Below are 25,347 nucleotides of genomic sequence, written 5' to 3' on the forward strand. Positions count from 1 at the left end.
AGATGCAACAAAGTGTGATTTATGGACGGTGGTGCCTGCTTCAAGCAGAGGCGGCATAAGGAGTCATTCAAAATACTCTCTAATTTATTAGCAACAATCTGTCCATTTCAACAACCTTTAAGGCCGAATTATGTTTAGATGGATAACGTTTTTCGCAGTCATGTTTTTACTTGTTCTAATCCCATTAAAACTAGTGCAAAGGTCTGACAGACTTAGCTATGTTTCCAGCGGACTGAAGGTTGAACGAATTCTTTACGCACACGAAGACTCATATGGTTTTGGCCCTGGCGGTGCGGAGGCTGAATTTGTGATGTACGAATTACCTGACGATGTTGGGAAAAAAATTCAGTTACACGGCATAAGTTTCTTGAAACAAATGCCGAAAAAAGTGAACGTTAACAGGAGCATGCATGGCTATTTTGAGAATTGGCAGAGTACGCCAATTAAGGCAGATCCCAAATGGACGAGCAGAGATGATGAGGATAGAAACACGTCATTTTCATTGGATCCAAAAATCGCGAATTACTTAAGAAACTATTTTGGATTTTCAATTGATGAAGAGATCGAGAAAGAAATTGACAAAGTAGTTTCAAACCCTGGAAGTTTCTTTGCTTATGGTCGCTACGGGATTTTGATCCTAGCTCCTGAAACCAGGCGAGTGTTTTATGCGCATAACGGTTAAACGTCCATTGAGGTGAAACCTTTTTCGTCGGATTTCATGAAAGTTGAAGGGCTCCTTCGGGTCTTATGCTGACGATGACATTCAGAGTTTTGAGATTTCTGAAATTGCGCCGGACGATTTTTTGACCTGCACCTGCACAGCGCCCCCATCACCCCAACACCCGCCCCCAAACCCACGGCCCCCAAGCGGCAGCCGCCACCGCCACCAGCCCCAGCGACACCGGGGTTCCAAAGCGTGCACCTCCGGCGACATAGGCGGCCACCACCTTGCTCACCGTGTTGGTCGAAAACGCCAGCAGCACGGCGGTGAGCATGCTGGGCGCATCGGTGGCGCCCTGGCCAAACAGCGTGATGACGGCGGCCGCGGGCGAGTGCAGGTCGGCAAAGCCAGCCAGAGCCGTGGCCGCCTGGGTGGCCAACGAGCCGTACGAGGCCTGCACCCACGCCACCACGGCGGTGATGCCCGACAGCAGCAGGGCCAGCCCGATGGACTGGACCAGGCTGAAGGCGCGGCCTTTGACCGGGCCTTCTTCTGGGGGAGCATCGCTGCGCCACAAGGCCAGCAGCCCCAGCCCCAGTGCGGTCACGAGGGCGCAACCCAGGGAGGGGCCCAGGATGCGCAGGGCCGCCGGGTGCAGCACCAGCGCAATCAGCCCCACCTGCAAGGCCGTGGACACGGTGGAAAACCACGACCCGGCCACGCAGGCCGTGCGCAGTTCGGGGAACTTGGCCGCGCGCACGCCCATGGCGGCCACCGTGGCGGTGCTGGACACAAAGCCCGCCACCAGGCCCGAGAACGGCAAGCCCAACCGCGCCCCGAACAGGCGCAGGGCAATGTGCCCGACCGCCTGCACACTCATGATCAACACCACCAGCAACCAGACCGTGCGCGGGTTCACGCCACCCAGCCAGGCGATCGGCTGGTTGGGGGCCAGCGGCAGCAGGATCAGGGCCGAGGCCGCCAGCACCAGCGCGTCGCGCAGTTCCTGCTCCGACAGGGTGCGGGTGGAGAAGCGCTGCAGGGGTTCGCGTGCGGCCAGCAGACCGGCCACCGTCACCCCCCCGGCTGCCGCCATCGCGGGCTGCTGCACGGCCAGCACGCCCAGCAGGAAGGTGACGAACAAGGCCATCTCGGTGGTGACGCCGGGGTCGCTGGAGTGGTCTTTGATGTGGGAGGTCACCGCCAGCGCGGCGACCAGCACGGCCGCCACGGGCGTGAGCCAGGGCAGGTTCAGGATTTGCGCCACGGCGCCAGACAGTGCCACCAGGGAGAAGGTGCGAATACCGGCAAACCGCCGGGTCGGGCCGCGGCCCTTGCGTCGCTCACGGTCCACCCCAATGAGCAGGCCCAGCCCCAAGGCCAGTGCCAGGCTGGTCAGGGTGGTGTAGTTCAGGTTCATGGGGTCATCAAACCTCAGGTCCAGCGGGGGACGGTGTCGTCTTTGAGCTGGCCGCGCAATTCAGCGTAGTCGGGCATGACCGAGCGTACCGTGTCCCAGAACCGGGGACTGTGGTCCATCACACGCAGGTGGCTCAGTTCATGCGCCACCACGTAGTCGATGATGGCTTGGCGGTAGTGGATCAGCCGCCAGTTCAGGCGGATGGAGCCATCAATGCGGGCACTGCCCCAGCGCGTGGCGGCATTGCTGAGCGAGAGTTTGTGCCACTTGACCTGCAACTGCGGGGCAAAGTGGTCGAGCCGCTCGATGAAAAGCCGCTTGGCCTGGCGCATCAGCCAGGCCTGCACGGCATCGCGAATCTGCTCGGGCGCGGCCGCATGGGGCAGTGCCACGAGCAAGGTGAGTTCAGGCAGATGGGTTTGCAGTTCAGCGCCCACTGCGCCAAAACCATGGCGCGGGTCCAGCACCACGGTCACGGGCTGGCCCAAAAAGAGAATCTGGGTGCCGTTACGCCACTCAATGCGGTTACTCACCAGGCGCTGGTGGCGCTCCCGCGTTTCACCGAGTTTGCGCACGATCCACTTCGACTTTTCCTGCAAAGCGGCATCCACCTCATGCAGCGGCACCCACTTGGGGGCGCTGACCACCAGGCCATCCGGGCCGACTGAAAAACCAATGGTGCGGCGTTTGCCGCGCTTGAATTCATAGGCCACCACGGCGTCGCACAAACGCGCTTGCCGGTTGGCGCGGGGGTGCGCAAAGGCGGCGGGAGCGATGACCTTGTCCAGCCTATCAGGCGGCGAATGGGGCTCTCGCGCTACTATTTCAATAGCTGGTTGTGCACGCTGGACGGGCGCTAGCGGCTGATTTGGCTCAAAAAGATCAAGCGTGAACCGGAGCAGGGGGTGCATGGCTGCCGCCTTACCGGTAGGCCTCGGGGTCCATGCGGCGCATCTCGGCCTCAATCCAAGCCTCCACCTCGCGCATCAGTTCCTTGGCTTCGCGGCCCACGCTGGGAATCGGCTGGCCAATGGACACCTGCACCACCCCGGGGTACTTGGTGAAGCCCTCGCGCGGCCAGCATGTGCCGGACGACACGGCGATCGGGATCACCGGCGCACCGGACTCGACCGCCAGGCGCGTGCCGGCGGTCTGGTACGTGCCTTTTTCGCCACGGGCCATGCGAGTGCCCTCGGGGAACATGATGACCCAGGTGCCTTGCGCAAGCAGGCGCTTGCCCTGGGCGATCACATGCTTCATGGCGGCGGCGCGGGATTCCCGGTCGATGTGGATCATGTCCAACCGCGCCATGGACCAGCCAAAGAACGGAATCTTCAACAACTCGCGCTTGAACACAAACGCCAGCGGGTGCGGCATGAGCGTGGGCAGCAGCAAGGTCTCCAGCGTGGACTGGTGCTTGGACAGCAAAATGGCCGGGGCCGTGGCGCCTTGGGGCAAATGCGCCAGCCCGGTGACGCGCACCTGGATGCCCAGAATGACGCGCGTGCCCCAAATTACCAGCCGGAACCAGTTGACGGCAAACCACCACAGCGGCGTGCGACGCACCCACAAGGAAGCAACGACCAGCGCGAGCCCCCACGGAATCACCGTGATGAGGATCCACGCCATGTGAAAAATCGATCGAATCAAAGACATTTAAGGTAAATAAGGCCTGTAGCCCCCGTTGGTAGTGCGCAAGCAGCTATTATTTTTATAGCAATAGAGAATCAGGCCGCCACGGTGTCGCGGGCAATCAGAAAGTCAGCGAAGGCGGCCAGGTCGGCATGCACATGCGTCTGGCTCGGAAACGTCTCCGGCAGGCTGCGTCCCCGGTAGGCCGCCCCCTTGCCGGTCAGCACCAGATGGGGCTCACAACCCGCCGCCATGCCAGCCAGGATGTCCCGCGCCGAGTCGCCCACGGCAGGCACGTCCTTGAGGTCAATGCCGTAGCGCTCGCCAATCTGCTCGAACAAGCCCGGCTCCGGCTTGCGACAGCGGCAGGCGTCTTCGGGCCCGTGCGGGCAATAAAACACGGCGTCCACCTTGCCGCCCACCGTGGCCAGCAGCTTGTGCATCTTGGCGTGCATGGCGTTGAGGGTGGAGACGTCAAACAAACCGCGCCCCAGGCCCGACTGGTTGGAGGCAATCACCACGTGCCAGCCCGCATGGTTGAGCCGGGCAATGGCCTCCAGCGAGCCCGGCAGCGGCACCCATTCTTCGGGTGTTTTGACGAAGTCGTCACTGTCTTGGTTGATGGTGCCGTCACGGTCCAGGATCACGATTTTCATAAGGCCAATTATCAAAGAGAAGCAGCGGGAGCAACCGCCAATGTCTGCCAGCCGGTGACGAAAAGACCGCTGAAGCGGCCTTGCGCGAGACGCAGGGTGAGGGATTCGCCAGGCTTGAGTTGCGCGACCTGCGGGTCGTCAATCAACACCGTGTGGGGCACATCGTAGCCGGGCACTTTCACAAAAAGCTGTGTGCCGCCGGTACTGTGCAGGTTGGGGCGCTTGGCCTGGCCTGCGAGGGTTTGGGCCACCACGCTGGCAAGCGGGTGCAGGGTTTGCTGGTTCAGGTGGCGCTGGATCAACGCGCCACTGCCCGCCAGCCAGAGCAGCACCCAAGCCACGCTGGCGGCAGGCAGGACGCGGCGCCAGCCCAGTTGTCTGATACTCAAAAACAGCACAGCCAACACGGCGAGCACCGCCAGCGCGGGCCAGGCCAGCTCCATCACGCTGCCCGGCGCGGACACGGGGGTCAGCGGCAAGGCCAGGCCTTGCGGCTCGCGCGCCGCCAGCACCTCCAGCACCGAGCGCAGCCCCACCATGAGGACAGGCGGCGCCAGCACCAGCCAGGCCGTGCGGGGCGAGCCGGTCATCCTCAGGTTGCCAGACGCGACAGGTCGGCCACGCGGTTCATGGCGTCGTGCAGGCTTTTGAGCAAGCCCTGGCGGTTCAGGCGCAGGTCCATCTCCTCGGCGTTGACCATGACGCCGTCAAAGAAGGCATCCACCGGCGCACGCAGGGCCGCCAGGGTTTGCAGCGAGGCGGTGTAGTCACCGGCCTCAAACTGAGCCTTGGCTTTGGGCGCCACGTCTTGCATCGCGGCATAAAGCGCGATTTCGGCAGGTTCCTTGAGCAGGATTTCGCTGACATGGGCGTCCACGTCCTGCACTTTTTTCAGGATGTTGCTGATGCGCTTGTTGGCGGCGGCCAGGGCCGCAGCTTCGGGCAAGGCGGCGAAGGCGCGCACGGCGGCGAGGCGCTTGGGAATGTCGCTCAGACGTTGCGGACGCTGTGAAACAACGGCATCAACTTCTTGGGAGCTATAGCCCTGTTCGCGCAATGAGCCAGCAAGTCGGTCATAAATGAATTCCGAAAGCGTGTCGAGCACGGCAGTCTGGCTTGGGAGAACTGACTCACCGATCTGAACCAACTGATAGACACCCAGTGGCAACTCCTTTTCCACCAGCATCCGGATCACACCCAGCGCATGGCGACGCAGCGCATACGGGTCTTTGTCGCCGGTTGGCAGGTTGCCGATGCCAAACATGCCCACCAGCGTTTCCAGCTTGTCGGCCAGCGCCACGACCACACCCGCGGCGTTGCGCGGCAGCTCGTCACCAGCAAAGCGGGGTTTGTAATGGTCTTCAATGGCGAAGGCAATTTCCTCACCCAGGCCGTCATGGCGCGCGTAGTAGCCGCCCATGATGCCTTGCAGTTCCGGGAACTCGCCCACCATGTCGGTCACGAGATCGGTCTTGGCCAGGCGGGCGGCGGTGTCTGCGGCCTTCGCGAGCGCATCGCCGCCTACCTGCTGGCCAATGGCTCGGGCAATGGCGCGCACGCGCTCGACGCGCTCGCCTTGTGTGCCCAGCTTGTTGTGATAGACCACCTTGTCCAGCCCCGCCACGCGCGATTCGAGCGTTTTCTTGCGGTCCTGGTCGAAGAAGAATTTGGCATCGGCCAGACGCGGGCGCACCACGCGCTCGTTGCCACCAATGACGGCACTCGCATCCTCGGGGCTGATGTTGCTCACCAGCAGGAACTTGTTCGTCAACTTGCCAGCCGCATCCAGCAGCGGGAAGTACTTCTGGTTCGCCTTCATCGTGAGGATCAGGCATTCCTGCGGCACGTTGAGGAACTCGGCCTCGAACGAGCAAACCATCACATTGGGGCGCTCCACCAGACCGGTCACTTCGTCGAGCAAGGCCTCGTCTTCAATCACGCGGGCCCCGTTGCCCACTTGGGCGGCGGCCGCGGCCAACTGGCGCACGATCTCGGCGCGGCGCTCGGCAAAGCTGGCAATCACCGCACCATCGGTCGCCAGGGTCGCGGCGTAGCTGTCGGCATCGGCCAGGAACACGGGCGACACCTTGGCTTCAAAACGGTGGCCCTGGGTGGTGTTGCCCGCTTTCAGACCGAGCACCTTGACCGGCACCACAGTGCTGCCGTGCAGCGCCACCAGGCCGTGCGCAGGGCGCACAAAGTTGACGCTGGTCCAGCCGGGCAACTCGCAATCGGTTTCCAGTTGGTAACTCATGACCTTGGGGATGGGCAGCTTGGCAATGGCTTCTTCCAGCGCTTTTTGCAGGCCGGTGTCCAGCGTAGCGCCGGTCATCAGGCTGTCGAAAAACAGGGCTTCGGCCTTGCCGTCGGGCGCACGCTTGAGCGCGGCCACCACGGCCACCGGGTCCGACACATCGGCGCCGAGCGCCTGCAGCTTTTTGAGCAAGGCAGGCGTGGCCTGTCCTTCGGCGTTCAGGCCCACGGCCACGGGCATCAGCTTTTGCTGCACGGCCTTGTCAGCGGCCTTGAGCCAGACGTGGCTGATGTGGGCGGCCAGGCGGCGCGGGGAGGCATACGCCGTCACCACCGATTCCGCGGTGGCCAGGCCCAGCGCGCGCAGCTGGTCGGCCAGTTGGGTGGCAAAGGCATCGCCAAGTTTTTTGAGGGCTTTGGGGGGCAGCTCTTCAACAAAGAGTTCCACCAGCAGGTTTTTAGTCGTCATGTTTATTACTTTCGTCCTGCGCTCAGGCGGCCTTCTTCGTCATCTGCTCCACCCACTCGCGGGGCGCCATGGGAAAGCCCAGGCGCTCGCGGCTCTCGAAATAGCTCTGCGCCACAGCGCGCGACACGTTGCGAATGCGCCCCATGTACGCGGCGCGTTCGGTCACGCTGATGGCGCCGCGCGCGTCCAGCAAATTGAAGCTGTGCGCGGCCTTCAATACCTGCTCATAGGCAGGCAGCGCGAGTTGCTGCTCGATCAGGTTCTTGGCCTGCTTCTCATGCGCGGTGAACGCGGTGAACAAAAAGTCCACGTCGCTGTGCTCGAAGTTGTAGGCGGATTGCTCTTTTTCGTTTTGCAGGTAGACGTCGCCATAACTCATGGTCTCGGTCCATTTGAGGTTGTAGACGTTGTCCACGCCCTGCAGGTACATGGCCAGGCGCTCCAGGCCGTAGGTGATCTCACCGGTAACGGGCTTGCAGTCAATGCCGCCAACCTGCTGGAAGTAGGTGAACTGCGTGACTTCCATGCCGTTGAGCCAGACCTCCCAGCCCAGGCCCCAGGCGCCGAGCGTGGGGTTTTCCCAGTCGTCTTCGACAAAGCGGATGTCGTTTTTCTTGAGGTCAAAACCCAGCGCTTCGAGCGAGCCGAGGTACAACTCCAGGATGTTGGCCGGAGCGGGCTTGAGCACCACTTGGTACTGGTAGTAGTGCTGCAGGCGGTTGGGGTTCTCGCCGTAGCGGCCGTCTTTCGGGCGGCGGCTGGGCTGCACGTAGGCGGCCTTCCAGGGCTCGGGGCCAAGCGCTCTTAAAAACGTAGCAGTGTGCGACGTACCGGCGCCCACCTCCATGTCATAGGGTTGCAACAATGCACAGCCTTGGGCGTCCCAATAGGACTGCAGTTTCAAAATGATTTGCTGGAAGGTCAACATAACTTGGCGAGGCGCGGACGGGGCGCGCCCTGGGGTTGGGAAACACGCGCGACGTTCGCGCGCTACCCAACGATTTTACGGGTGTTCCGCAGGCGTGCCTTGCTGGAACGCAACAGCGGCAGCGCGCCGTTGGCGCCAGCCGGTGCGCGCGACCAGCAAGACCGAGAGGCTGGCCAGCAACCAGAATGGCCAGAGGCCGAAACGGGCCACCCACCAGGCAAACGGCGTCACCCCGGTTCGGCCTTCCACCTCACCGACCAAAACGCCCCGGGTGTTCCGCGCCAAGGTGCTGATGACACGCCCCTGATGGTCCACGATGGCCGTGGTGCCGGTGTTGGTGGCGAGCACAAAGGGCCGCTGGAACTCCAGCGCGCGCATGCGGGCAATCTGCAGGTGCTGGTCCATGGCCATGCTGTCGCCAAACCACGCGAGGTTGCTGATGTTGACAAAGATCGTAGGCGCCTTCGCGGGGTCGGCAAACAGCTGGCCCAGTTCTTCACCAAACAGGTCTTCGTAACAAATATTGGGGGCCAGGCGCTGGCCCTGCCAGTCAAAGGTGGGCTGCGCCAGCGCGCCGCGGTTGAAGTCGCCCAGGGGGATGTTCATCATGGCGGTGAACCACTTGAACATCGGCGGAATGAACTCACCGAAGGGCACCAGGTGGTGCTTGTCGTAGCGCGCGGGCTGCGCCTGCCCGGGCTGGAGCCCCACCACGGAGTTGGTGTAACCCGACTCCAGATTGCCCAGGGGCATGCCGATCAGCGCCGCCTGCTGGCCGGTGGCAAAGCGCTGCTGCAGGGCCGCCCAGTAGCCGGGGGGCAATTGCTGGGGCAGCAGGGGGATGGCGGTTTCAGGCGCGACGACGAGCGCGGTGCTGCTTTTTTGCAGTTGCTCGGCATACCACTGCAAAGCCAGGGGCACCCCGCTGCCGGACTCGAACTTTTCGTCCTGGGGAATGTTGCCCTGCAACAGCGTGACCGCCAGACGCCCGGTGGACTTGGCCGGGTCAGACCCGCCCCCCTGGTTCAGGGTGGGCTGTACCAGCACCACCAGCGCCACGGCCAGCGCCACACCCCGGCTGCGCCAGACCGGGCCACGAACCGCTTGTGCCAGGGTCATGGCCAGCCAGGCGGCGACAAAGCACAAGCCATAGGCCCCCACCCACGGCGCCAGGCCCGCCAACGGACCCTCCACATGGGCGTACCCGGCGGCGCCCCAGCCAAAGCCGGTCAGCCAGATGCCCCGGGCCATCTCGGCCAACAACCAGAATGCTGCAAAAATGATAGCTGCTCCCGCTTTATTGACGGGGGCCAGAGCCATAAACAGCCCACAAACTGCGGCGTAATACAGGGCCAGCAAGCCGGCCAGAGAGATCACCGCCAATGCGGTCAAGACGGCGGGCAAGCCCCCGTAGGTGTGCATGGCCACGTAGGTCCACCAAAAGGTGCTGGCCAGCCAAGCCGTGGTGAACAGCCAGCTCAGGACCACGGCAAGGCGCCAGCCACCACCACGGCGGTCTGCGGGGCCGGCGTCACGCAGCACGTCAAGCAACCAGGCCAGCACCCCCAGCGAGAGCAATTGCAGCCACCAGGCAGGCTGCCCATGACGCAGCCCCAGCAAGGCCAACAAGGAAGCCTCCGACGAGAGCGGCCAGGCCAGGCTGGCGGCGTGCGCCACACCCGCGACCAGGGCGGTCACCATCTTCAGCAGGAACAGGCGGGAGGTCAGCATCGCCCGCCAGGGCGATGCCTGGCGCAGCACGTCAAACCGGCTCATCGACGGCCGGTGAGACCTTGAACCATTTCACGGCACCACCTTTGGTGTGCATGACCACAAAGTTGAGGCCCGCCATCGTGTGGTGCTCGCCGCGCTTGGGTACGTGCCCCATTTCGTGAGCGATCAGGCCGCCAATGGTGTCGAACTCATCCTCGGGGTCGCTGCCAATGAGTTTGACGTTGAAGGCATCGTCCACGCGCTCGACCGTGGTGTCGCCGCTGACCCGGAAGGTGCGGTCGGCCAAGCCAAAGATGTCGCCTTCGTCTTCGGCAATGTCGAACTCATCTTCGATTTCGCCCACGATTTGTTCCAGCACGTCTTCAATGGTGATGAGGCCCGCGACGCGGCCAAATTCGTCGATCACGATGGCCTGGTGGTTGCGGTTGCCCCGGAAGTCACGCAACAGGTCGTTGAGCCCCTTGGTTTCAGGGATGAAGACCGCCGGGCGCAAGAGTGCGCGGATGTTGTGCTCGGGCGCGCGCTGCAGCTTGAGCAGGTCCTTGGCCATCAGGATGCCAATGATGTTTTCGCGTTCACCTTCATAGACCGGAAAGCGAGAATGCCCGGCGTCAATGACGCCGTGCAGCAAGGCGTCGTGCGGTTCGCTGATGTTGACCAGGTCCATCCGCGTGGCGGGCACCATGACGTCGCCAGCCGTCATGTCGGCCATGCGGATCACGCCTTCGAGCATCATGCGCGACTCGGGGCCAATGATCTTGTTGTCTTCGGCTTCCGCCAGGGTTTCAATTAATTCGGCTGCAGAGTCCGGACCCGGGTGAAGGAACTCGGCCAGTTTTTGCAGGAAAGTGCGCTTGTCTTCCCTGTCAGGGAGTCGCGCGGGATGGGGGTCTGACACAGCCAGAGGAGCAGGACATGCGGTTGTTGACGAGGCTCTAGGATAGCGGATTACTGTGACAGGTTCTTTTGTGTCTGCCGCACAACGCTATTGCGGGTGCTTGCGCTGGGCGTCCTGCACGTCGCGCCGTAGCGCCTGTACACCTGCCAGGACATCCCAAAACTGCTTGACCTGCACCTTGATCCGGTAGTCCGCCTGGGCCAGTTGCTCCTCAACCAGCTCGGTCATGCGGGTGTCAAAGGTAGCGGGCAGCAAGCGCAGATGCGCTTCAGACTCCGAGCCGTCGCGCTCGACGGTGGCTCCTGCCTTGCGGGCGATTTTCAGCATGGCCGTGTTCTCACTCAGCGCATGAATGAACATGCGACTCACGCCCTCATTGCGGGCATGCATGGCGGCGCGGTCAAACAAGCGCGCGCCATAGCCGCGACCCCGTGCCGATTTGAGGACCGACACGCCAAACTCGGCACAGGCATCCAGGCTGCTGTCCGTCGAAAAAGCGAGATGGGCCATCGCAATCAATTCGAGCCGTCGGTTGTAGATGCCAAAAATCTCGTCACGGTCAAAGTTCAGGCCATCGGTGTAGCGCTGGATCTGCTCGTCGTTGGCCGCGAAACCGAAGCGCAGGTAGCGATCGGTCGGCTCCAGCGCCAGCAGGTGGCGCTTGATCCGCTCGCGGTGGTTCTCGCCCAGGGAGCGGATCGGCACTTGCAGCAAAGAAGACTTTTGCCCTGCAGGCACCCCGTCCGGCAGGGAGGCGTGCGACACCACAACGCCTGGGTCAGACGGTGTATTTGTCAATTGCCTTGTTTTAACCATGGCAGGAATATAAGGGTTTTCCCTAGAGAGACCAACCCAGAGACGCAATTCCCGCACAAAACGTGGACTTTGTCCGTTTTGCGTCAGGGACCCGGTGCATTCCCAGCCGCTACAGCGGCACGGCTGTGGTGGCCTTGAGACGGTCCAGCACAAAACTGGTTCGGCAGTCCTGGACGCTGGGGTGCTTGAGCAGGGTGTCCATCACAAAACGGGAATAGGCACTCATGTCGCGCACCAGAACTCTGAGGAAGTAATCCATTTCACCGCTCAGGGCATCGCACTCCACCACCTCCGGCCAGGTTTGAACGCTGGCCCGGAACAGATCGCGCGGATTGCGCTTGTGGTTTTCCGTGTTTTTTTCCAGCCGTACCGTGATGTGGGCCATCAGGCCCAGGCCAACCGACTCGGGCTTGACCAGGGCTACGTAACGGTCAATCACGCCGCTGTCTTCAAGCCGTTTCACCCGGCGCAAGACGGCACTGGGAGAGAGGTTGACGACCTCTGCAATCTGGTCGTAGGTGGCGCGTCCATTGACCTGCAGACTGCTCAAAATCAACTTGTCAAGCTTGTCCAGTGTTTCCATGCGCCGCATCTTGCAGGATTGCTGCGCTTTGGGCAAGCCATGATCCGTAATTTGCAGGTTTCCGCAGGGGTTTCAACCCTAGACTGGACCCTGGGTTACAACCGGGCGCAACCGCCCGTCCATCGGAGCATCCCTCATGAGATACAGATCCTTGCGCGGCACCGCGTGCCACTCGCTCATCGCCCCCGCAGGCGGGAGGCAGCATGGCGGTTGAACCTGTTGTTTACGGTGCCAGTGCCCGTCCGCCGCGTGGCGACTATTCGCGCGCTGGCGCGGACTACACCTGCGCCCAAAACTACGACCAGTACACCGCCGCCGACCACGATACGTACCGGCGCTTGTATGAGCGTCAGGCCGCACTGCTGCCAGGCCTGGCCTGTGATGAATTCCTCGCGGCCCTGCCCTCGCTGGGCGAGAAGGAGCGCATTCCGCGGTTTGAAGACATCAATCAACGGTTGCGTCCCGCCACCGGGTGGGAAATTGTGTCGGTGCCGGGGCTGATCCCGGAGGTCGCCTTCTTCACCCTGCTGGCGAACCGCCAATTTCCAGTCACAGACTGGATCCGCTCGCCCGATGAGTTTGACTACATCGTGGAGCCCGATGTGTTTCACGACCTCTTCGGTCACGTCCCCATGCTGTTTAACCCGGTGCTTGCCGACTATGTCCAGCGCTACGGCCAGGGGGGACTCAAGGCCCATGAGCTGGGCGCCTGTGAACAGCTTTCCCGCTTGTACTGGTACACCATTGAATTCGGTCTGATCCTGCAGGACAACGGCCTGAGGGCCTATGGAGCAGGCATCCTGAGTTCATCGGGTGAACTGAAGTATGCGGTGACCAGCCCGGAGCCCCGCCGGATACAGCTCGATCTGCAACGCGCCATGCGCACCCGCTACAAGATTGACAGCTACCAGCAAACCTACTTTGTGATCGACAGTTTCGCCCAGTTGTTCGGACTGACCGAACCTGATTTCACGCCCCTGTATGAGGATGTAAAAAACCGGCCGGACATTGCCGCAGACGAGAGGCTGTCAGGGGACATCGTGATCAAACTTTAGCTAGACTGCAGGCATGGAAGCAACGCAGATCATTCGCGACGCGGTCACGCAGGTGACGACACTCCGGCTCACCGCGTCGGCGGACCCCGCGCTCGCTTTGGCGGTCAGTGCCATCAAGCACTTTCAGGCGAGGCGGTTCACGGGCACTTACAACGACCTGTTTCATTCAAGCCAATTCGGTCCGGCGTCCCAGTTCTTTCTGGATGAGCTTTACAGCGAGAAGGATTACGCCGAACGCGACGCGCAATTTGCGCGTATTGCGGGTGGCTTGGAGCGCTTGTTTCCCGCCCAGGTAGTGCAGACCGCCGTGGCGCTGGCGAAGCTGCACCTCCTGACCGAAGAGCTTGACTTCGCCATGGCCCAACACTGGAAGGCCGACCCCGATCCCCACGAAGCCAGCCGCTACCTCCGTGCCTGGCGGGCCGTCGACAGGCGCCCCGACCGCAACAGGCAGGTGGCCATCGTGCTGGACGTGGGCCAGGAACTGAACCGGTTGACGCGCACGCCAGGACTTCGCCTGATGCTCAAAATGATGCGCAAACCCGCCACCGTGGCCGGACTGGGTTCCCTGCAACGCTTTCTTGAAACGGGCTTTGACACCTTTGCCGCCATGGGTCGCAAAGGCGACGGCACGACTTATTTTCTGAACACGGTGCGAACCCGCGAATCCGGCTTGATTGACCGGCTATTTGATGCGCCGACTGTCGCCTGCGAGACGGAAATCACCCTCCTACTGGGGCAACCCCGGTAACGAACCCAGGTGGTCCTGGCTGAGAATCAAGGCACAGGAGTTCATCATGGAAAAAATCTGGCTCAAGAGCTACCCCGAAGGCGTCGCCCACGACGTCAACCCCGAACAATACCGATCGCTGACACACATGCTGGAAGAGTCTTTCCAGAAGAATGCATCCAGTCCTTTTTCGGTCTGCATGGAAAGCTGGATGAGCTACGGTCAACTCGACCATCTCTCGTCAGCTTTGGGTGCATGGCTTCAAAGCAAGGGGCTGGCGCCCGGCGCCCGGGTTGCCCTCATGTTGCCCAACATTCCCCAGTTCCCGGTCACCATGGCGGCCGTGCTGCGCGCCGGTTTTGTCTGCGTCAACGTGAACCCCTTGTACACGGCGCGTGAACTGGCGCATCAACTCAAGGACTCGGGTGCGACCACCATTGTCGTGATGGAAAACTTTGCGTCCACACTGGCCGAAGTGATCGACCGCACGGCCATCCAACATGTGGTGGTGGCGTCCATGGGCGACCTGCTGGGCTTTTGGTACGGTGCCTGGCTGACATTTGCGGTCCGCCATCTGGCCAAACTGGTACCGGCCTACAAACTGACGCTGTCAGGTGGCCGAACGGTGACCACATTCAAGAAGGCGATTGCGGAGGGTGCGGCACTGCCCTTCAAGTCAGCACCCAGCACACTCGACTCGATTGCCTTCTTGCAGTACACGGGGGGAACCACCGGCTTGAGCAAAGGCGCCGTGCTGACCCATCGCAATATCGTGGCGGCCGTCCTGCAGGCAGAAGCGTGGTTCAGCCCCGCCTTGAACCGCGTGGGCGATATCAAGAAAATCAACAGCATTGCCGCACTGCCGCTGTATCACATCTTCGCGCTGTCGCTGTCGCTGCTCGCGATCCGGTGGGGATCGCACATGACGCTGATTCCCAATCCGCGTGATTTCGGCGGCTTTATTGCCACGCTGAAAAAACGGCCCTTTCATGTCCTGCCCGCCGTCAACACGTTGTTCAACGCGCTCTTGCACCACCCCCAGTTCAAGACTGTTGATTTCTCAAGCCTGTGTGTTTCGCAAGCCGGCGGCATGGCGGCCTCCGCGGGGACGGCCAAGCACTGGCTGGAGGTGACTGGCTGCCCGATGGTTGAAGGTTGGGGCATGAGCGAGACCTGTGCGATGGGTACCAATAACCCGGTCACCTCAACGGCGTTCTCAGGCACCATCGGCCTGCCTCTGCCCGGCATTGACATCGCCATCAAGGATGACGAGGGCAACGCCGTGGCGCAGGGCCAATCCGGTGAAATCTGCATCCGGGGACCCAACGTGATGACGGGCTACTATTTGCAGCCGGAGGAAAACCTGCGGGCCTTTACCGCCGACGGGTTCATGCGCACAGGGGATGTCGGTGTGATGGACGAGCGGGGTTACACCCAAATTGTGGACCGTAAAAAGGACATGATTCTGGTGAGTGGCTTCAACGTTTTCCCCAGCGAACTGGAGAACGTCATCTCGCTGTGCGACGGTGTGATGGAGTGCGCGGTGATTGGCATCCCCGACCAGAAACAGGGCGAAGCCATCAAGGTCTTCATCGTGAAGGACAACCCGACCTTGTCAGAAGACGACATTGCCAGCTATTGTCAGAAAAACCTGACCGGCTACAAACAGCCCAAATACATTGAATTCCGGGACGCGCTGCCGAAGTCAAACGTCGGAAAAATTCTCAGACGGGAGCTGCGGGTCGGCAAGTAAAGGCGCAGCGCCAGGCCTTAGCCGCCGAAACCGAACAACCGCCTGGGGGTGTCCCACAACACAGCCTGGCGCGCGGCCTCATCCGGCAGCAGTTGGTCAAAAAGTGTGACCAGGGGGCCATAGTCGATCCGGGCAGGCGCACGCAGAAAGGGCCAATCAGAAGCCCACACCAGGGCTTCGGGCGTGTAGGCCTCGACAAGTGCCTGCACATAGGGCCAGGCGTCAGAGTACGGATACGGAAGGTCTGAGCATTTGGTCAACCCCGAGAGCTTGACGCAGGCCCGGCCGGTGTCAGCCAACCCCAGCAGCGCTGCAAATCCGGCCTGCCCCACGCCCGCAGCAGGGGTCGGGCGACCACAATGGTCAAACAGCAAACGCGCACCGCTGTCTTGCAACATGGGCTGGAGCGCCACCAGCTCATCCGCTTGCACCTGCACCTGGGCCCACATGCCGAGTTCACACAAACGCGCCAGCAAAGGCCCCGTATTGCGGTAGAAGTCAACGCCCAGCAGTGCCACATTGAAGGCCACGCCCACCACGCCCGCCGCCTGCAAATCCTGCAGCTCCTGACGGCCGGCGTGGTTGTTGACCACCGCAACACCCTTGTAGCGGCCAGCCCCCCGGACCAGCGCGTCGAGCAGGCAACGGTTGTCCAGGCCGTAGCCGGAGTTGGGGCCTACGATCAACGCATGCTGTACACCGTGGGCATCGAGGACTTGGCCGAGGTCGTCGACCGTGCCAGTCTCCCCGCCCGAAGGCAAATACCAGGCGTCCTGGGCGTAGGGGAAACGGACCGGATCAAAGACGTGCACATGGCAATCGATCCGACGCAGTGAGTTCATCATCTCAAGCTCAATACGCCAGCGTCGCCACCGAGCGCAGCACGTCAGGCGTGGTGCTCGGAAAGCCAAAATATTCGAGGTACGCAGGAATCTGTTCAAACAACATGTCGGAGCCCACCTGCACGGCACAACCACGGGCTTTGGCGGCAGCCAGAAAAGCGGTCATCTCGGTTTTCATCACGACCTCGCCGACAAAGGTCTTGGCGTCAATGCGTGACACGTCCATCGGCATGGCGTCGCCTTCGTTCATGCCCATGGGTGTTGCATTGACCACCAGGTCAAATCCGGCAGGGTCATTGGCACCCAGGGTGACCTCCAGGGCGGGGTAATGCTGGCGCAGACGATCACCCAGGCCGATGGCGGACGCCGGATACATGTCATACAGAGCCAAGGCCGACACGCCAGCAGCCGCCAGCGAAGCCGCGATGGCTGAGCCCACACCGCCGCTGCCCACAACCAACGCACGGGCACCTTTCAAGACCATGCCTTTGCGCAACACGCCGCGCACAAAACCTTCGCCGTCAAACATGTCGCCCTGCAAGCGGCCATCGGGCAGCCGACGCACAGCATTGCACGAACCGGCAATCGCGGCCGTGGGCAGCACCTCGTCAAGCAGACCAACGGTCGTGACCTTGTGGGGCATGGTGATGAGGGCACCACGAATATTCGCCAGTTTGAAAACCGCGCGCAAAAAATCAGGATAGTCCTGCGCCTGGCAGCCCATGGGCACCACGATGGCATTGACTCCGGCCTTTTCAAACCAGGGGTTGTAAATCATGGGCGCCTTGAAGGCGTGCGTCGGGAAGCCGATATGGGCGATGATTTCGGTGTTGCCGTTGATGATCATGTCTGTTTCCTGTCAATCAATGTGCCACTGAGGTTCGTTATCGGGAGTATTGGTGGTCTGCATCTCGCGCCACAAGGCCATGGCCGCCAGTCGCGACGGCGCGTTGGGCGCACCGTAGCCGGTGTAGCCACCACGGCGCTCGACCAATTCAAAGTGAAAGCGGTCATCAAACGGGGTAAGGTACAGGTGCAGGAACTCCGCACCGTCGACCTCGCGGTCGTACAGAATGCCCAGTTCGCGCATCGCCGCCAGCAAGGCGGGCTCGATGTCGTACTTGGCCAGCAAGTCGTCGTAATAGTTGGTCGGCATCGGCAGCAGCGGCGCACCCGAGGCTTTGAGCGCCCGTGCCGTCACAAGCAGATCAGGGACCGCAATGGCAATCTGCTGCACCCCGGCTCCGCGAAAATTCGACACAGCCCGGGAGACCGACGTGTTGTCGCGCTCCGAGACCGTGATGGAGGTGCGCACCGCGCGGTCGGCCGATTCAATCTCGCGGCTTCGGATCACGCCATAAGGGTCATGCAACACCACATTGCGCTCGGGCACCAACCCCAGCACCGCACGATGGAACAGCACCCAGGGCTCCACCTGACCGGCCGGCACCGCCTGCACCAGATGGTCAAAGCGCGCCATGTCGCCGAGCACACCACTGTGCAGGGCGATCTCGTCGATTACAAAGTCAGTCTCGAACGGGTAGCGCCCGCCATGGGGTGTCTCGCAGAAATACACCTGACTGCCATCCGGCGCGCGCACGGCCGGGATGGTCAATTCGTTCTGGCCCACACGGCCCGCCACACGCGGGCACAGCAAGGCTTCGGCACGCACGAGCGCAGCGCCCACATCCTGCGTGGCCAGTGCCACGGCGCAAACCGAGGTGCCGTGCAATTCGAAATGACTGCGGGCAAAGGAATCCTCTTCCAGGTTGAGGATGATGCGCACCTCGCCCTGGCCATACAAATCCACCTTCTTGGAACAGTGCTGGCCGATACGGCGAAAGCCGCTGGCCTGCAGCCAGCCGGCCAGGCGTGTGCCGGCCGCCGGATCAACCGCGAACTCGACAAAGGCCCACCCGGTGAGCAACGGTGGAGGGGGCGGCGCAAACAGGGGCACCTTGCAGGGCGGCGCCCCCTGAGGCCGGCTTTGGCGCACCTGGTCTTCGAGCCACAGCAGCGAGCGCTTGGCATCGACTGCATTGGCGCGCGCTGGTGCGGAGCGGAATTCGTCGTTGAAAATCTCAAGCGAAAGCGGCCCGCTGTAGCCCGAGTCGATCACTGCGGCGGTGAACCGGGTCATCTCCAACTCCCCCTGGCCGGGGAAACAACGGTAGTGTCGGCTGTGCGTCAGCACATCGGTGTTCACCCAGGGGGCATCCGCCAACTGGAGAAAGAATATCTTGTCGCCGGGCAGTTGGGCAATGCCGCTGGGGTCGTCACGCAGCGACAGGGTATGAAAGCTGTCCAGCGCCAAACCCATGTGCGGGTGGTTGACCCGCTCCACCACGGCCCAGGCCTGCGACCAGAGCTTGACCTTGCTGCCCCAGGCCAGCGCCTCATAGGCCACGCGCATGCCGCGCCGTCCGGCGTGTTCGGCCAACTGGTAAAACTGTTCAGCGAGCTGATCCACATCGCTCAAGGCGTCGGGCTGGACGTTGGAACACACCAGAATCAACGGCGTGCCCAGTTCCTGCATGACGTCGAACTTGCGTTCGGCGCGCTCCAGATTGCGGGCCAGTTGGGCGGGGCTGGTGCCGTCGAAATCACGAAACGGCTGGAACATGTCGATCGTGAGCCCGAGGTCCTCACACAGGCGGCGCACATCGCGCGGCGTGCCGGGAAACTGCAACAGGTCGTTTTCGAAGATTTCCACGCCATCAAAGCGCGCCGCGGCCGCGGCCTGCAGCTTCTCGCGCAGCATGCCGGAGAGAGAAACGGTAGCGATTGAATGGCGCATGGATAACCCGGTTTTGGTTCTGGGGTTCAGCAGGCTCAAGCCTTGGAGGCAGATTGCGCGGCGGACACACCAGCACGCAAACCCAGCAGATAACTGTCCACGCCAAAGCCACAAATTTGGCCCTTGACGATTTCACCAAACACCGACACGTGGCGGAACGGCTCACGGGCGTGGATGTTGGACATGTGCAGTTCCACAATCGGGCAGATCAGGATGGCCAGCGCATCACGGATGCCGTAGCTGTAATGGGTCCAGGCGCCGGCATTGATCAGGACAGCGTCAACCCCATCGGTATAGCCCTGGTGAATGCGCTCGCACATCTCGCCTTCGCTGTTGGTCTGAAAGCATTCAACTTGCGTGCCCAGCTCCTGGCCCAGCGCGACCAGGCTGGCATTGATCTCGTCCAGCGTGATAGTGCCGTATTGCTTGGGGTCGCGCTTGCCAAACATGTTGTGATTGATGCCGTGGAGCATGAGGATTTTCATGGGTTTTCTTTCTAATGGAAATCAATGGATGGGCCACTCAAAAACCTGACCAAGGTGTCCGGCGCCCGCTGCCGCATTGCGATTGATACTGATATTGATATTGATGCAAACAACCAGGCCTACAGTGAGGCGGAAGATGCGCTGACACCCGCGTTGAGGATGTCAGCGCAGGCACAGCTTACTTGCGCAGCTTGGCCAGCTCGGCCATCATTTCGTTGACGGTCGCCTCGCCCACGGTGGCGCTGTACTTGGCAATCACCGGCTTCATCTTCTCGCGCAGCTTGGCCACTTCGGCCGGCGGGAACTGGGTGACGGTCATGCCATTTTTCTTGAGCAACTCCAGATTGGCGGCCACCGCTGCGCGCGACTGCTCGCGCTGAAACTTGGCGGCGTCGTCGGCAGCGTCGTCAAGAATTTTCTTCTCGGCTGCGCTCAACGTCTCCCAGACCTTCTTGCTGAAGATCACCGACTGCGGGTTGTACTGGTGGTTGGTCAGGGCAATGTGCTTTTGCACTTCCCAGAACTTATTGGCCGCGATCACGGCGATGGGATTTTCCTGGCCGTCAATGGCCTTTTGCTCAAGCCCACCATAGACTTCGGGGAAAGGCATGGGGGTCGGGTTGGCGCCCAGGGCCTTGACCCAGTCCACGTTGATCGGGTTCGGAATCACGCGCAGCTTCAGGCCGTCGATGTCCTCGACCTTGTTCAGGGGCCGCTTACTGTTGGTCATCTGGCGATAGCCAAGTTCCCAGTAGGCCAGACCTACGAGGCCCTTCTCGTCCAGCTTGGCGTGCAGCTTCTTGCCGACCGGGCCGTCGACGATGGCGTCTGATTCCTTCTCGTTGGCAAACAGGAAGGGGAAGTCAAAAATCGCCAGCTCCTTGGCCACACTGGCCAGGATGCCGGTGTTCATTACGGCCATCTCCAGCGTACCGCCCTGAATGGCGGACACATTGGCCTGATCGCTACCGAGCACACCGGCGAGGAACAGATTGACCTTCATTTTTCCGCCCGACTTAGCGGCAACGGTGTCGGCGAACTTTTTCATGCCGGCGACGGCTGGGTGGCCCTCCGGTCCGTTAAGCGCGAACTTGATGGTGCGCTCCTTGATGTCTTGCGCGCCGGCCATGCCGAAAGCAGCCAGGGCGGCGGCGGCCACCAGAGTTTTGATCGTCAAACGTTTCATAGTTGTCTCCTTGGGAATCTCACAGTACGCAAACCGTAGAAGCGCAGGACATGGCGTACCAGACACGCCCCGCGCCGAGGAAATCAAGGTCGGCGCCGGGCCACCCCAAGGCGACCGCGCCTCCGTGGGGAGCAGCGCAGGGCGCGTTCTGACAAGCGTGGGGGCCACATGTCCCGCTCAGGGGTAAAGCAGCTTGGTTGGCCACATGATGATCTGCGGAAACAGCACCATCAGGAACATCACCGCGAACTGCACGATCATGAAGGGCATCACGCCGCGCGTGACGTCGTCCATCCGCATCTTGCCCACGCCCGCCACCACGTTGAGCACCGTGCCGACCGGAGGCGTCACCAGACCAATCGAGTTGTTGATGATGAACAGCACGCCGAAGTAGACCGGGTCAATACCGGCGGCTTTGACGATGGGCATCAGCACCGGCGTGAGGATCAGGATGGTGGGCGTCATGTCCATGGCCGTGCCGACAATCATCACCAGCAGCATCATGGCCAGCAGCAACAGTTTGGGGCTGTCCAGCAACGGCTGCAGCAGCGTCACCACCTGCTGCGGCAACTGCGCTACGGTGATCAGCCAGGCAGAAACCATGGCGGCCGCCACCAGGAACATGATCACGGCGGTGGTCTTGGCAGCGGCCAGAAAGACCCCATACACCTGGCCCCAGGTCAATTCACGGTAAATCACGCCGGCAACGAACAGTGCGTAGACCGCAGCGACGACCGCCGCCTCGGTCGGCGTGAACACGCCGAAGCGCAGCCCCACCAGAATGATCAGCGGCAGCATCAGCGCCCAGCCGGCCTTGCGCATGGCCAGCATCACCTCGCCAGCGGAGCGGCGCGGTGGAGTGTCGAGCTGCTCGCGGCGCGTCAACCACCACCAAGTGCCCCACAGCCCCGCCGCCAGCACGAAGCCCGGAAAGATGCCAGCCAGGAACAGCTTGGAAATCGAGACGTTGGCGGCCACGCCAAAGATCACGAAACCGATGGACGGCGGAATGATCGGCCCGATGACGCCGCAAGCGGCGATCAGGCCGCCGCTGCGCGCCTTGTTGTGGCCGGCCTTGACCATCATCGGCAAGAGCAGCGCGGTGAGGGCCGCCGCGTCGGCCACCGCCGAGCCCGACAGGGCCGACAACAGACAGGCGGCCACGATGGTCACATAGCCCAGGCCACCCCGGATATGGCCGACCAGCGCCATCGCAAAGTCAACGATGCGCCTGGAAAGACCGCCGGTGTTCATGATTTCACCGGCCAGCATGAAGAAGGGCACGGCCAGCAGCGGGAAGCTGTTGGCGCCCTCCATGATGTTCTGCGCCAGGATTTGCGCATCGAACATGTTCATGTGCCACATCAGGGCGGCACCACAGAGCAGCAGCGAAAATGCGATCGGGACACCCAGCGCCATGGCGGCAAGCAGGGAGCCCAGGAAAACAGCAATAGTCATGGTGGATATCTCCCAGTTCACTGCACAGGCTTGGGGACGTCAATCGGCTCTTCTTCGGACTCCCGAATGCCGATCAGCTCTTCCTCGGCGAGCTGGCCAGTCACCAGCCGCCACAGGTGATTGAGCAGGATCACGGCACCTGACACGGCAAACACCATGCCGCTGCCGTAGAAAAACGCCATCGAGGTTTCCATGGCGGCGCTGGTGGTCTCCCAGTTGACCTTGACCTGGTCCAGCGAGCCCTTGAACATCAGCCAGCAGATGTACAGCATCAGCAGATGACCCAGGAGCAGGCACACCTTCTTTCCCCGCACCGAGAGGCGGGAAACCAGGGTGTCGGTACCCAGATGGGCACCTTCATTCAGGGCCACGATAGCGCCCAGAAACGTCAACCAGACAAACAGCCAGCGCGACAGCTCTTCCGACACCGTGATACCGGAGTTGAAGACATAGCGCAACACGACGTTGGTGAACACCAGCACCACCATCAGCGCCAGACTAGCGGCCATCAGCACCGACAGCGCATGGCAGTATTTATCTATCAGTTTCTGGATCATGGTTTGCCTCCTTTATGGATCAAGAACCACTAATGTACGAACTAGTTAGTTTTTATGACTCAGTAGTTTCCCTAATACCGTGAATGCGGCACACCGACTCCGAGCTGTCAGGCCTGAACGAAGCGAACGATCAGGTCGACGATGCTCTGGCGCCGGGCAGCCAGCGCCTCGACGGTCTGGCCGTCGTGCTTGAAAATCAGGCCGAAGGTGTGCTGGTTGGACACATTGAAAAAGGTCAGCGCCGAGATCGAGGCATGAATGTCGATGGCGTCCAGTCCCGGCCGGAACACGCCCTGGGCCACGCCCCGATCGTAGAGTCTGCGAATCGACTGGATGGCCGGCACATTGAGTTCCCGGATGGTTTTGCTCTGTACCAGGTAGGCACCACGCTCCATGTTCTCGTTCATCACCAGACGGATGTAGTTGGGATTGCCCTGGTGATGGTCGAAGGTGAACTCCACCAACCGGCGCAGCGCCGCCAACGGCTCCAGGTCTTCCAGCTGCTGCTCGGACTCGATTTTCCGCATGCGCCGATATGACTCCTCCAGCACGGCCACATACAGGCCCTCTTTGCTACCAAAGTAGTAATAAATCATGCGCTTGCTGGTTTGAGTGGCCGCCGCAATGGCGTCGATGCGCGCGCCGCTCAGCCCCTTGTTTGCGAACTCGGTCGTAGCCACTTCCAGAATGCCGGCCATCGTTCGCGCCGGGTCGTTGGTCCGCGCAGGCGGGGCACTTGGCCTAGCCATCTTCTTGACTGCCGACTTGGGGGCAGTCTTGGAGGTGGAAATGGAATGTACTAACTCGTTCATTCCAGAAGTATAGGCCGCGACCGCGAGCCATGAGGGCGATTTTTCCGAGGGTAAACACTGAGTCCAACCGATCAAGGCGGCAGACATTGGACGGGGATTCAGACCAGCAGCGCGGTCTGTTTTTCAATCATCGCGCCAGTGTCGGGCCTAACCCCGCGCCACCACGCAAAGGTCTCGGCCATCTGCTCGGCCAGCATGCCTACCCCATCGGCCAGCTGGCTGACGTCCGCGTTTTTCGCCAGGCGCAGAAACGGCGTGAGCCCCTTGGCGTAGGCCAGCTCATATGCCAGAGCACCGTTTGCAAACACCGAGACAGGCACGGGCGGCAGCTCGGCGCGCAGGCTGGCCGAGGTGGCGTTGAACACCACGTCAAACGATTGGCCGACCAGGTCGGCATAGGAGCAACCGCGTACCTGGCTCGGCGCCGCACTTTGTTGCACGGCGATGGAGGCCAATTCAAGAGCTTTGTTGGTGGGTGAAGTTACAACCGAGGCCACAGACGGCTTTGGTCCGAGAAGCTGGTGACGTCCGCTACGCTCATGTTCCTTGAGCCAGCGGTGCAATACGTTGGCGTTCACCGCATGGCTACTGGCCAATGCTGCAATGGAAATGCCGGGCTGTTGGCAGGCCACCACCAGTTGGACTTTGAACTCGCCCGTGTAAGTTCGGTGCGTGCGGCGAGTCGAATATGTCGTAATGTCCGGTTCTTTGGTGTGCGTCCGGCCAACACTCCTTGACCGTTGAACGACTACTGGGGTAGCAGCGTCCAGCGGTGCGGCAGCAGCTCTTCAATCCGACTGTTCTTGTGCGTAGGCAGCCGGATCACAATGCCCTGATCCATCACTCCGACAGGGGATCGCAGTACGTCTCCATCCTTTACACCGAGCGCCTCGCCCAAGCTGGCATAGAACCCTCGGTCGGCAGTCGTGGTGACAGCTATGACAATGCCTTGGCCGAGACGATCAACGGGTTGTACAAAACCGAATTGATCCACCGCCGTGCTCCCTGGAAAACCAAGGAGTCACTGGAGCTGGCCACCCTTGAGTGGGTGTCTTGGTTCAACCACCACCGACTGCTGGAGCCGATTGGGTATATTCCACCGGCCGAGGCTGAGGCAAACTACTTTCGGCTACTTGCCGAGAAGACCGAAACCCCGGTTTCACTTTAACTAAATAGCCTCCACGAAAACCGGGGCGATTCAGATTGCCATTGGGCGGGGAAACTGGTTGTTTGCCGGCTCACTCAGGGCCGGGCAGCGTGCGGCCGCCGTCATGAGCCTGATTCAATCGGCCAAATTGAATGGCCATGACCCGTACGCCTACATGAAGGACGTGCTGTCACTCCTGCCAACCCAACGCGCCAGTCACGTGGGCGACTTGTTGCCCCACCGTTGGCAGCCTCAAAGAAGCAGTCGTTGACGGCTGATACATTGACGCGCTCATCGCGTCAATGTGTGTTCACCAGTTGCTTACCAATGGGCAATCAAAATTTAAGTACCATTGAGTCAATGCTGTAATTTTTCTCAAAAAAAAACGCCCAATCTTTCGACTGGGCGTTTCTGGTTGACTAGCCTGACGATGACCTACTTTCACACGGGAATCCGCACTATCATCGGCGCAGAA

General features: G+C 61.4%; 24 protein-coding genes and 2 pseudogenes. 6 read left to right on the top strand and 20 right to left on the bottom strand.

Features of this window, described 5'->3' with window-relative positions:
- Nucleotides 1–160: 160 nt before the first annotated feature.
- Complete coding sequence (locus AC097N_RS11760; protein WP_479581205.1) at nt 161–682, top strand: hypothetical protein; 522 nt, start codon at nt 161–163, stop codon at nt 680–682.
- A 148-nt stretch (nt 683–830) separates the two neighbouring features.
- Here the strand turns inward: AC097N_RS11760 and AC097N_RS11765 are convergent, their stop codons facing one another.
- The 11 genes from AC097N_RS11765 to AC097N_RS11815 form a co-directional block, all read right to left on the bottom strand.
- A complete protein-coding gene (locus AC097N_RS11765; protein ID WP_479581206.1) occupies nt 831–2,081 on the bottom strand; it encodes an MgtC/SapB family protein in 1,251 nt (416 codons plus the stop codon).
- A gap of 14 nt (nt 2,082–2,095) precedes the next feature.
- Nucleotides 2,096–2,992 carry a M48 family metallopeptidase gene (locus AC097N_RS11770; RefSeq protein ID WP_479581207.1) on the bottom strand — a complete coding sequence of 299 codons (897 nt, stop codon included), beginning with the start codon at nt 2,990–2,992 and terminating at the stop codon, nt 2,096–2,098.
- Nucleotides 2,993–3,002: 10 nt separating this feature from the next.
- Entirely contained in the window at nt 3,003–3,737 is a 735-nt protein-coding gene (locus AC097N_RS11775) for a lysophospholipid acyltransferase family protein (RefSeq protein ID WP_479581208.1), read from the bottom strand.
- 71 nt (nt 3,738–3,808) lie between these two features.
- The gene (gene gmhB, locus AC097N_RS11780) at nt 3,809–4,369 is read right to left on the bottom strand and encodes a D-glycero-beta-D-manno-heptose 1,7-bisphosphate 7-phosphatase (protein WP_479581209.1); all 561 of its coding nucleotides are present in this window, start codon (nt 4,367–4,369) and stop codon (nt 3,809–3,811) included.
- An 11-nt stretch (nt 4,370–4,380) separates the two neighbouring features.
- Nucleotides 4,381–4,959, bottom strand: coding sequence for a hypothetical protein (locus tag AC097N_RS11785; RefSeq protein WP_479581210.1), 579 nt, complete (start codon nt 4,957–4,959; stop codon nt 4,381–4,383).
- Nucleotides 4,960–4,961: 2 nt separating this feature from the next.
- Nucleotides 4,962–7,091: a glycine--tRNA ligase subunit beta gene (gene glyS / locus AC097N_RS11790; RefSeq protein ID WP_479581211.1), complete on the bottom strand. Its 2,130-nt coding sequence runs from the start codon at nt 7,089–7,091 to the stop codon at nt 4,962–4,964.
- A gap of 22 nt (nt 7,092–7,113) precedes the next feature.
- Nucleotides 7,114–8,019: a glycine--tRNA ligase subunit alpha gene (gene glyQ / locus AC097N_RS11795; RefSeq protein ID WP_479581212.1), complete on the bottom strand. Its 906-nt coding sequence runs from the start codon at nt 8,017–8,019 to the stop codon at nt 7,114–7,116.
- 75 nt (nt 8,020–8,094) lie between these two features.
- Nucleotides 8,095–9,750, bottom strand: a complete 1,656-nt coding sequence (gene lnt, locus AC097N_RS11800; RefSeq protein WP_479581232.1) for an apolipoprotein N-acyltransferase — start codon at nt 9,748–9,750, stop codon at nt 8,095–8,097.
- A gap of 31 nt (nt 9,751–9,781) precedes the next feature.
- The gene (locus AC097N_RS11805; RefSeq protein ID WP_479581213.1) at nt 9,782–10,651 is read right to left on the bottom strand and encodes an HlyC/CorC family transporter; all 870 of its coding nucleotides are present in this window, start codon (nt 10,649–10,651) and stop codon (nt 9,782–9,784) included.
- A gap of 87 nt (nt 10,652–10,738) precedes the next feature.
- Nucleotides 10,739–11,416, bottom strand: coding sequence for an N-acetyltransferase family protein (locus tag AC097N_RS11810; RefSeq protein WP_479581214.1), 678 nt, complete (start codon nt 11,414–11,416; stop codon nt 10,739–10,741).
- A gap of 160 nt (nt 11,417–11,576) precedes the next feature.
- Nucleotides 11,577–12,050: an Lrp/AsnC family transcriptional regulator gene (locus tag AC097N_RS11815; RefSeq protein ID WP_479581215.1), complete on the bottom strand. Its 474-nt coding sequence runs from the start codon at nt 12,048–12,050 to the stop codon at nt 11,577–11,579.
- A gap of 203 nt (nt 12,051–12,253) precedes the next feature.
- Here AC097N_RS11815 and phhA point away from each other — a divergent pair, with 203 nt between their 5' ends.
- Genes phhA through AC097N_RS11830 form a run of 3 tightly spaced genes read left to right on the top strand, consistent with a single transcriptional unit; the run spans nt 12,254 to nt 15,588 of the window.
- The gene (gene phhA, locus AC097N_RS11820; RefSeq protein ID WP_479581216.1) at nt 12,254–13,105 is read left to right on the top strand and encodes a phenylalanine 4-monooxygenase; all 852 of its coding nucleotides are present in this window, start codon (nt 12,254–12,256) and stop codon (nt 13,103–13,105) included.
- Nucleotides 13,106–13,118: 13 nt separating this feature from the next.
- Complete coding sequence (locus AC097N_RS11825) at nt 13,119–13,856, top strand: FFLEELY motif protein (RefSeq protein WP_479581217.1); 738 nt, start codon at nt 13,119–13,121, stop codon at nt 13,854–13,856.
- A gap of 46 nt (nt 13,857–13,902) precedes the next feature.
- Nucleotides 13,903–15,588, top strand: coding sequence for an AMP-binding protein (locus AC097N_RS11830; protein WP_479581218.1), 1,686 nt, complete (start codon nt 13,903–13,905; stop codon nt 15,586–15,588).
- Nucleotides 15,589–15,605: 17 nt separating this feature from the next.
- On the opposite strand, the gene AC097N_RS11835 is transcribed toward AC097N_RS11830, so the two are convergent.
- From AC097N_RS11835 to AC097N_RS11875, 9 genes are all read right to left on the bottom strand, one after another.
- Nucleotides 15,606–16,430 carry an amidohydrolase family protein gene (locus tag AC097N_RS11835; RefSeq protein WP_479581219.1) on the bottom strand — a complete coding sequence of 275 codons (825 nt, stop codon included), beginning with the start codon at nt 16,428–16,430 and terminating at the stop codon, nt 15,606–15,608.
- A 10-nt stretch (nt 16,431–16,440) separates the two neighbouring features.
- The gene (locus AC097N_RS11840) at nt 16,441–17,274 is read right to left on the bottom strand and encodes a shikimate dehydrogenase family protein (protein ID WP_479581233.1); all 834 of its coding nucleotides are present in this window, start codon (nt 17,272–17,274) and stop codon (nt 16,441–16,443) included.
- Nucleotides 17,275–17,289: 15 nt separating this feature from the next.
- Nucleotides 17,290–19,227: a bifunctional sugar phosphate isomerase/epimerase/4-hydroxyphenylpyruvate dioxygenase family protein gene (locus AC097N_RS11845; protein WP_479581220.1), complete on the bottom strand. Its 1,938-nt coding sequence runs from the start codon at nt 19,225–19,227 to the stop codon at nt 17,290–17,292.
- A gap of 35 nt (nt 19,228–19,262) precedes the next feature.
- Nucleotides 19,263–19,712, bottom strand: a complete 450-nt coding sequence (locus AC097N_RS11850; protein ID WP_479581221.1) for a type II 3-dehydroquinate dehydratase — start codon at nt 19,710–19,712, stop codon at nt 19,263–19,265.
- A 178-nt stretch (nt 19,713–19,890) separates the two neighbouring features.
- The gene (locus AC097N_RS11855) at nt 19,891–20,898 is read right to left on the bottom strand and encodes a TRAP transporter substrate-binding protein (RefSeq protein ID WP_479581222.1); all 1,008 of its coding nucleotides are present in this window, start codon (nt 20,896–20,898) and stop codon (nt 19,891–19,893) included.
- Between the two features lie 177 nt (nt 20,899–21,075).
- Nucleotides 21,076–22,356: a TRAP transporter large permease gene (locus AC097N_RS11860; protein ID WP_479581223.1), complete on the bottom strand. Its 1,281-nt coding sequence runs from the start codon at nt 22,354–22,356 to the stop codon at nt 21,076–21,078.
- 17 nt (nt 22,357–22,373) lie between these two features.
- A complete protein-coding gene (locus AC097N_RS11865; protein WP_479581224.1) occupies nt 22,374–22,913 on the bottom strand; it encodes a TRAP transporter small permease in 540 nt (179 codons plus the stop codon).
- A 107-nt stretch (nt 22,914–23,020) separates the two neighbouring features.
- Nucleotides 23,021–23,725: a TetR/AcrR family transcriptional regulator gene (locus AC097N_RS11870; protein WP_479581225.1), complete on the bottom strand. Its 705-nt coding sequence runs from the start codon at nt 23,723–23,725 to the stop codon at nt 23,021–23,023.
- Nucleotides 23,726–23,823: 98 nt separating this feature from the next.
- Nucleotides 23,824–24,360 carry a hypothetical protein gene (locus AC097N_RS11875; protein WP_479581226.1) on the bottom strand — a complete coding sequence of 179 codons (537 nt, stop codon included), beginning with the start codon at nt 24,358–24,360 and terminating at the stop codon, nt 23,824–23,826.
- 167 nt (nt 24,361–24,527) lie between these two features.
- Here AC097N_RS11875 and AC097N_RS11880 point away from each other — a divergent pair.
- Nucleotides 24,528–24,893 (top strand): annotated as a pseudogene (locus AC097N_RS11880) (integrase core domain-containing protein); the annotation flags it as partial.
- Between the two features lie 37 nt (nt 24,894–24,930).
- Nucleotides 24,931–25,143, top strand: a pseudogene (locus AC097N_RS11885) (transposase domain-containing protein); the annotation flags it as partial.
- Nucleotides 25,144–25,347: the final 204 nt, after the last annotated feature.

The sequence above is a fragment of the Rhodoferax sp. LS1R11 genome (genome assembly GCF_056521395.1).

Bases quoted from the DNA above. Each gene is read 5' to 3' on its own strand.
- AC097N_RS11760 (WP_479581205.1), top strand. From the start codon at position 161: ATGTTTTTACTTGTTCTAATCCCATTAAAACTAGTGCAAAGGTCTGAC.
- AC097N_RS11765 (WP_479581206.1), bottom strand. From the start codon at position 2,081: ATGAACCTGAACTACACCACCCTGACCAGCCTGGCACTGGCCTTGGGG.
- AC097N_RS11770 (WP_479581207.1), bottom strand. From the start codon at position 2,992: ATGCACCCCCTGCTCCGGTTCACGCTTGATCTTTTTGAGCCAAATCAG.
- AC097N_RS11775 (WP_479581208.1), bottom strand. From the start codon at position 3,737: ATGTCTTTGATTCGATCGATTTTTCACATGGCGTGGATCCTCATCACG.
- gmhB (WP_479581209.1), bottom strand. From the start codon at position 4,369: ATGAAAATCGTGATCCTGGACCGTGACGGCACCATCAACCAAGACAGT.
- AC097N_RS11785 (WP_479581210.1), bottom strand. From the start codon at position 4,959: ATGACCGGCTCGCCCCGCACGGCCTGGCTGGTGCTGGCGCCGCCTGTC.
- glyS (WP_479581211.1), bottom strand. From the start codon at position 7,091: ATGACGACTAAAAACCTGCTGGTGGAACTCTTTGTTGAAGAGCTGCCC.
- glyQ (WP_479581212.1), bottom strand. From the start codon at position 8,019: ATGTTGACCTTCCAGCAAATCATTTTGAAACTGCAGTCCTATTGGGAC.
- lnt (WP_479581232.1), bottom strand. From the start codon at position 9,750: ATGCTGACCTCCCGCCTGTTCCTGCTGAAGATGGTGACCGCCCTGGTC.
- AC097N_RS11815 (WP_479581215.1), bottom strand. From the start codon at position 12,050: ATGGAAACACTGGACAAGCTTGACAAGTTGATTTTGAGCAGTCTGCAG.
- phhA (WP_479581216.1), top strand. From the start codon at position 12,254: ATGGCGGTTGAACCTGTTGTTTACGGTGCCAGTGCCCGTCCGCCGCGT.
- AC097N_RS11825 (WP_479581217.1), top strand. From the start codon at position 13,119: ATGGAAGCAACGCAGATCATTCGCGACGCGGTCACGCAGGTGACGACA.
- AC097N_RS11830 (WP_479581218.1), top strand. From the start codon at position 13,903: ATGGAAAAAATCTGGCTCAAGAGCTACCCCGAAGGCGTCGCCCACGAC.
- AC097N_RS11835 (WP_479581219.1), bottom strand. From the start codon at position 16,430: ATGAACTCACTGCGTCGGATCGATTGCCATGTGCACGTCTTTGATCCG.
- AC097N_RS11845 (WP_479581220.1), bottom strand. From the start codon at position 19,227: ATGCGCCATTCAATCGCTACCGTTTCTCTCTCCGGCATGCTGCGCGAG.
- AC097N_RS11850 (WP_479581221.1), bottom strand. From the start codon at position 19,712: ATGAAAATCCTCATGCTCCACGGCATCAATCACAACATGTTTGGCAAG.
- AC097N_RS11855 (WP_479581222.1), bottom strand. From the start codon at position 20,898: ATGAAACGTTTGACGATCAAAACTCTGGTGGCCGCCGCCGCCCTGGCT.
- AC097N_RS11860 (WP_479581223.1), bottom strand. From the start codon at position 22,356: ATGACTATTGCTGTTTTCCTGGGCTCCCTGCTTGCCGCCATGGCGCTG.
- AC097N_RS11865 (WP_479581224.1), bottom strand. From the start codon at position 22,913: ATGATCCAGAAACTGATAGATAAATACTGCCATGCGCTGTCGGTGCTG.
- AC097N_RS11870 (WP_479581225.1), bottom strand. From the start codon at position 23,725: ATGAACGAGTTAGTACATTCCATTTCCACCTCCAAGACTGCCCCCAAG.